At 64.1% G+C, this 6,567-nt stretch carries 7 protein-coding genes and 1 pseudogene; 5 read left to right on the top strand and 3 right to left on the bottom strand.

The genetic code is table 11. The features are described from left to right. The 5 genes and pseudogenes from ACFFP0_RS08315 to ACFFP0_RS08295 all read left to right on the top strand — a co-directional run. A pseudogene (locus ACFFP0_RS08315) lies at positions 1-369 on the top strand (methyl-accepting chemotaxis protein); the annotation flags it as partial. After that, positions 369-860 carry a chemotaxis protein CheW gene (locus ACFFP0_RS08310; protein WP_377258879.1) on the top strand — a complete coding sequence of 164 codons (492 nt, stop codon included), beginning with the start codon at positions 369-371 and terminating at the stop codon, positions 858-860. The pseudogene ACFFP0_RS08315 and the gene ACFFP0_RS08310, both read left to right, overlap by 1 nt. Before the next feature lie 41 nt (positions 861-901). Further along, complete coding sequence (locus ACFFP0_RS08305) at positions 902-1,765, top strand: CheR family methyltransferase (protein WP_377258885.1); 864 nt, start codon at positions 902-904, stop codon at positions 1,763-1,765. 4 nt (positions 1,766-1,769) lie between these two features. Continuing rightward, positions 1,770-2,852 (top strand): protein-glutamate methylesterase/protein-glutamine glutaminase, encoded by a 1,083-nt coding sequence (locus ACFFP0_RS08300; protein ID WP_377258875.1) that lies wholly within the window; start codon positions 1,770-1,772, stop codon positions 2,850-2,852. Between the two features lie 114 nt (positions 2,853-2,966). Continuing rightward, positions 2,967-3,671, top strand: coding sequence for an AAA family ATPase (locus ACFFP0_RS08295; protein ID WP_377258872.1), 705 nt, complete (start codon positions 2,967-2,969; stop codon positions 3,669-3,671). A 6-nt stretch (positions 3,672-3,677) separates the two neighbouring features. Here the strand turns inward: ACFFP0_RS08295 and ACFFP0_RS08290 are convergent, their stop codons facing one another. From ACFFP0_RS08290 to ACFFP0_RS08280, 3 genes are all read right to left on the bottom strand, one after another. Then, positions 3,678-4,718, bottom strand: coding sequence for an NAD(P)-dependent alcohol dehydrogenase (locus ACFFP0_RS08290; RefSeq protein ID WP_377258869.1), 1,041 nt, complete (start codon positions 4,716-4,718; stop codon positions 3,678-3,680). 130 nt (positions 4,719-4,848) lie between these two features. After that, the gene (locus ACFFP0_RS08285) at positions 4,849-5,295 is read right to left on the bottom strand and encodes an aconitase X swivel domain-containing protein (protein WP_377258866.1); all 447 of its coding nucleotides are present in this window, start codon (positions 5,293-5,295) and stop codon (positions 4,849-4,851) included. Then, on the bottom strand, positions 5,295-6,566 hold the full coding sequence (locus tag ACFFP0_RS08280) for an aconitase X (protein WP_377258863.1): 1,272 nt from the start codon (positions 6,564-6,566) through the stop codon (positions 5,295-5,297). Before ACFFP0_RS08280 ends, ACFFP0_RS08285 begins: the two co-directional genes overlap by 1 nt. Position 6,567 lies beyond the last annotated feature (1 nt).

The following is a 6,567-nucleotide window of genomic DNA, read 5'->3' as shown; positions in this document are numbered from 1 at the left end:
ATCGGCGCCTCGCAGATCAACGAGGCGATCCAGCAGCTCGACAAGGTGACGCAGCAGAATGCCGGCGCCTCGGAAGAGATGTCGGCCACTTCGGAAGAACTCGCTTCGCAGGCCGAGGAGCTGCAGACCTCCATCGCCTTCTTCAAGGTCGACCGCGCGGGCGCTGCCAGGGACAAGGCAAGACCGGTCGCGGCGCGGCCTGCCGCAGCGAAGCCCGCCGTTTCGCGGCTCGCGCAGCAGCCGTCGTTCGCCGCGCGGCCGGGCGACCAATCCGTCAAGGCGCAGATGGCGCGCGCCAAGGGCTTCGCCCTCGACATGTCGATGGGAAGCCCCGACGAGGATGACGATCATTTCAGGGAGAGCGCATGATGGCAGGTACGTCTTCCGAGGCTCAGTTTGTAACCTTCGCCCTCGGCGACGAGGTTTTCGCGGTCCCCGTCGAGGTGGTCCGCGAGATCCTCGACCACGAGGAACCGTTCAAGATCCCGCATGGCCCGGAATATCTCCTGGGCCTACGCGACGTGCGCGGCCAGGGCGTGCCGGTGATCGACCTTCGTCTCCGGCTCGGCATGAGCAGGACCGTCAAGACGCCGCACACGCGCATTCTCGTGCTCGACGTGCCGGTTGTCGACCGGATGCTCGCTCTCGGCCTCGTGGCCGACCGGGTTTTCGAGGTGGTGCCGTTCCGCGACGGCCAGATCGAGACGGCGCCGGATATCGGAGTGCGATGGCGCTCCGATTACATCGCCGGCGTCGTGCGACGGGATAGCGGCTTCGTCGTCATCGTCGATCTTGCAAAGCTGTTCTCGGATTCGGGGACAGCACTCGCCGATGTCGGTCCGCAAGCCCAGGTGGCGTGAGCCATCGAACCTCGTGAAGGACAGGTAATGTGTACGGGGGTATGTGCGTGAACATGGCAGTGAAGACCCAGCCACTCGACGACCGGTTGAGCAAGCGCAATTTCGACGTGCTGGCGAGATATATCTACAATTACAGCGGCATAAAGATGCCGCATACGAAACTGACCATGCTGGAGGGTCGGCTTCGCCGGCGTCTGCGCGTCACCGGCCTGCCGACCTTCGACAGCTATTGCGACTACCTTTTCAAGCACGGCGGCATCGAAGCGGAAGCGATCTTCCTCATCGACGCCGTCACCACCAACAAGACCGATTTCTTCCGCGAGCCGAAGCACTTCGACTACATGGTCCGGACGGCGCTTCCGGATATCGTGAAGACTTTCGGCGACCGGCGCCTGCGCACCTGGAGTTCCGCCTGCTCCACCGGCGCGGAACCCTATACCATGGGCATGGTGCTCGCCGACTTCCTGGCGGCGAATGCGCCTGAACGGGACTTCTTCATCCTCGCCACCGACCTTTCGACCGACGTGCTGCAAAAGGCCCAGCGCGGCATCTACCAGAGCGACCTCCTGCAGCCCGTTCCGACCGAGATGATGCGGAAATACGTGATGCAGGCGTCCGACGGCCGGCGGCAGGAAATGCGCATCGCTCCGAAACTCCGCTCGCGCGTCGGTTTCGCCCGGCTGAACCTGATGGACGACGCCTACCCGGTCGGCGACCCCATGCACATCATCTTCTGCCGCAACGTGCTGATCTATTTCGACAAGCCGACCCAGCAGCATGTGCTGACGCGGCTGTGCAACTGCCTCGTTCCCGGCGGTTACCTGTTCATCGGCCACTCGGAGACCGTCACCGGTTTCGACCTGCCGGTCAAGCAGGTGGCAAACACTGTCTTCAAACGGATATGACACCATGGGCGGCAAGATCCGTGTCCTGATCATCGACGACTCGGCAAGCATCCGTCAGATGCTGACGACCATTCTCTCCGCGGACCCCGATATCGAGGTCATGGCGGTCGCCAACGATCCGTTCATGGCGGCGCGAAAGATCCGCGAGGAGATCCCCGACGTCATCACGCTCGATGTGGAAATGCCGCAGATGGACGGCATCACCTTCCTGCGCAAGCTGATGGCGCAGCACCCCATCCCGGTGGTGATGTGCTCCTCCCTGACGGAAAGCGGCTCGGAAACGCTGATGCAGGCGTTGGAGGCCGGCGCGGTCGACATCATCCTGAAGCCGAAGATCGGCGCAGCCGACCATCTTGCCGAGACCGCCGACCGGATTCGCACCGTCGTGAAGGGCGCCGCCCGCGCCAGCGTCGCCAAGCTGCGTGCGTCCCGCCTGTCGGAGGGGAGCACCACGGCCAAGCTGACCGCCGATGCGGTCCTGCCGCCCCCGAGGATCGGCGCCATGGCGAAGACGACGGAAATGGTGGTCTGCGTCGGCGCCTCCACCGGCGGCACCGAGGCGCTTCGGGAGCTTCTCGAGGCGCTGCCCGCCAATTCGCCGGGCATGGTCATCGTCCAGCACATGCCGGAGAGGTTCACGGCCGCCTTCGCCAAGCGCCTCAACGGGCTTTGCGAGGTGGAGGTCAAGGAAGCGGCGGACGGCGATCCCGTCCTGCGCGGCCATGTGCTGATCGCGCCGGGCGACAAGCACATGCTGCTCGAACGGCGCGGCGCGCGCTACGAGGTGTCGGTCCGGGCCGGTCCGCTCGTCAGCCGCCACCGGCCTTCCGTCGACGTGCTGTTCCGCTCCGCCGCCCGCTCGGCCGGCGCCAATGCCATGGGCGTCATCATGACCGGCATGGGCGACGACGGCGCACGCGGCATGAACGAGATGCACCAGGCAGGCGCCTATACCGTGGCGCAGGACGAGGCGACGTCCGTCGTCTTCGGAATGCCGAAGGAAGCGATCGCCCATGGCGGCGTCGACAAGGTCGTGCCGCTGGAACAGATCGCCCGGGAAATTCTCGCCGCCGACCGCCGACGGTGACATCTGCCCATGCGATCTTCACAGGCCGTTAACCATGTTTGGCAAGAATGGGGCAACGCATCATGAGGGTGCGGTGAAAGAGCGATCCCGCTCGCAACCGGACAGGAACCTCAGATGCCAGTCATTACCTTTGCCAACACCAAGGGCGGAGCGGGCAAGACCACGGCCGTGCTCCTCCTCGCAACCGAACTCGTTGAGCAAGGCTATCGCGTCACCATTCTCGATGCCGATCCGCAATACTGGATCTCCCGCTGGCACCAGCTCTCGCCGCCGAACGAAAGACTCAACGTCATTTCCTATGTGACGCAGGCATCCCTCGAGCGCCATATCTCCGAAAACCGTCACAAGACCGACTATTTCGTGCTGGATCTGCCGGGCGCCCAGACGCCCCTGCTCGCGAAGGCGATCGGTCTTTCCGACCATGTTCTCATCCCGATCCAGGGCTGCGCCATGGACGCGCAGGGCGGCGCCAACGTCCTGGAACTCCTCCGCTACCTGGAGGAGAAGGCCAATCTCCGCGTACCCCATTCCGTCGTGCTGACCCGCGTCAATTCGATGGTGACGACACGCGCGCTGCTGACGGTCAAGATGCTGCTCGCCGAGCGCAATGTCGACGTGCTCGACACGCCGATCATCGAACGCGCCGCCTTCCGCGACATCTTCGATATCGGCGGCACGCTCTATAGCATGGACGAGAACCGCATCAGCAATCTCGACAAGGCACGGCAGAACGCCCGTCTCTTCGGGCTCGAAATGCTGCGCCGCGTGCCGCTCCACAAACCGGCTTCGCTCGCGAGCCGGTTCGTCCGCGCCGCCTGAGACCGCCTATCCCTTGAGCTTGATCTGCAGCTTGACGTCCGACGGATGTCCGGCTGCGGCTCGTTCGAAGGCCTTGATCGAATCCTGGAAATCGAACGTGCCGGTGATCAGGGGTTTCAGGTCCACCTTGCCCGAGGCGATCAATTCCAGCGCCCGGTCGAAGATGTTGGCATAGCGGAACACCGTCTCGATCCGCACTTCCTTGGAAATCGCGCTTGCGACATCGAAGGGAACCGGTTCGACAGGCAGGCCGACCAGCACGAAGGCGCCGCCGGGGCGGACCAGATCGAACATGCCCTTGAAGGCCTTCGGGCTGCCGCTCGCCTCGAACACCACGTCCGCGCCCCAGCCGCCGGTTTCTTCGGCAATCACGTCCGCAAACGGCCGCTTGGTAACGTCGACCGGGATGATGCCCGGATACTGGCCGGCGATCTTCAGCTTGTCGGCGCTCAGATCCGAAACGAAGACGCGCGCGCAGCCGCCGGCGAGCGCCGCAAGCGCCACCATGATGCCGATCGGTCCCGCGCCGATCACCGCACCGACATCGCCCGGCTGGATACGGGCGCGGGTGGCGGCCTGCATGCCGATGGCAAACGGCTCGACCATCGCGCCTTCGGCAAAGGAGACATTGTCCGGCAGCCTGTAGGTGAAAGCGGCCGGGTGGATGACGAAGGGGGTCAGCACGCCGTGGATCGGCGGAGTCGCCCAGAAGCGGACATCGGGATCGACATTGTAGAGGCCGAGCTTGGAGGCGCGCGAGGAAAGGTTCGGCACGCCGGGCTCCATGCAGACGCGATCGCCGACCTTGAGGCCTTTCACGTCGGCACCCGCTTCGACAACGATCCCGGCCGCCTCGTGGCCGAGCACCATGGGTTCGCGCAGCACATAGGGACCGATGGCGCCATGGGTATAATAATGGACGTCGCTGCCGCAGACGCCGACCGTATCGATCGCGATCTTGACGTCACCCCGTCCCACCTCGGTCGGAAGATCGATTTCCCGCAAGGAGAGGACGCCTTTTTTCTCGAGCACGAGGGCCTGCTGCATGGGGTGTTCCTTGTTTGCATCTCTGTCTTCTGCTTCGCCGACTTTTCCGGCGAGATCAAGACGCAAAAGTGCTCCCTGCGAAACACGTCAGGCAACGTTCAGCCGCAGCCCGCGGCACCGGGAAATGACGTCAGGCCGGCTGCCTTCTGGTCACGGTCACCGTGCCGGCATCGGCATCGACGACGACCCAGTCGCCGGTTTCGATCACCGAGAGCGGGTCCTGGTCCAGCTCGGTGATCGCCGGAACGCGCGTGACGACCGCGCCAAGCGCGATCTTGGTCGTCATCCGGGTAAAGATCATCGCCTGGGGCTGGACGCCGTTCAATCGCGTCATGTGGAAATAGGCCGACCAGCCGGACGAGCCCTTGGCGCCGGGAAAGACAAGGATCTTGCCGGCGAAGGACACGCCCCGCATCTCGTGCCGGCGCTCGATGACCGTGCCGGTGCGCTCGTTGATGCCGCCCCAGCCGGAGATCGTCTCGGCCGTCACCAGCGCCTCGCCCTCGGCGCGGCCGGCCACGACCTTGCGGCCCTTGAGCACGATCGTTTCGGGTTTTGCTTCGGTCGCGATATCCATCAGGCCCTCCCATTCCACTGGCCGGTCAGGGCCGCGTCGACGCAATCGCGAACCGAGCCGAACCAGCCCTCAACGCCAGTAATCGCCGGCAGGTAATGCGCCTGCTTGGCGGAATCCGTGGCGATGACGCGTGTTCCCTGCGGCAGGCGGCGGGAAATGGCGGGACAGGTATCGCTCATGACGACGCCGCCGGCATCCTTGATGATATCGAGATAGCCGTTGCGCTCGGCCACCTGCTTGATGGCGCGCGGCGTATGCACCCAGAGCTTCACTTCCGCATGGATTTTCCTGTTCTCCAGCAGATGGGCGATCAGGGCCAACTGGTCGATGGAGTTGTGCGGACAGCCGAGCATGATGAAATCGACCTGCCTTTCGGTCGCACTCTGCAGCTTCTCATAGGTTTCGCGCCGCTCCGCCGCGCCATATCGGAAAATGCCCTGTATCTCGCGACCGCCAAAGGCTTCCTCGATCGTGTCCGCTTCCGGCGTGATGCCGGGGATGTGATACATCTCGACGCCGCCGGACGAGGCTGCCGCCGCGCCAAAATGCTTGAGCTTGATGAGGTCCGGCTGGCGGGTTGCGCCCTTCAGCACCGGGATGTCCTCGCCGATCACCTCGCCGATGTAATAGCCGAGCAGACCCCAATCCATCATGTCGTCGACATCGATATCGAGTTCGACCAGATGGGTGCCGCGGCGGTTTTCGGTGATGTGGAAGCCCCAATAGGGAATGCGGCCGGTCAGCGCCGCGGCCCCGGTGCTTTCCTTGCCCTCGACATTGGTGCGGGCGCCGAGCACGGAATTGCAGTAGATGACCGCCGACGATTCCATCCAGGCGCAGTGTTCCCCCTTCACCGGCACGTTGCCCACCTGATAGGGCGTGCAGGTGGCGAACATGTTGACGCCGCGCTGGCCGAGGAATTTCTCGTTGGCGCGCTGCATGTCCACGAGCGCCTTGTCCACGCCCTGCAGTTCCCAATTGTCGTTGTCGATGCCGGTGATGAGCTGGCAGGTATGCGCCACCATATGTGGCACGTCCACCACCTCGTCGCTGTCGAGGTTCAGCTCGGAATAGACGTGTTCCATGCCCTTTTCGGCAATCGGCTGCACCGAGGGCGTCGAGGCGTTGAAGGCGCCTGCAACATTGTTGGTCTCGACCAGACGTTCGGCGCCGAGCGCCTCGCCATATCGCATCAGCAGGTCCATGGCGCGCGCCTTGGCGCGTCCGTGCCCGCCGTCATACATGGTTTTTTCGTAATCGGTCAGCTTCATC

Source organism: Neorhizobium puerariae, assembly GCF_042429745.1.
GTDB classification, from domain to species: domain Bacteria; phylum Pseudomonadota; class Alphaproteobacteria; order Rhizobiales; family Rhizobiaceae; genus Neorhizobium; species Neorhizobium puerariae.
Note: the sequence above shows the minus strand (reverse complement) of the source record. Positions and strands in the feature narration are given on the sequence as shown.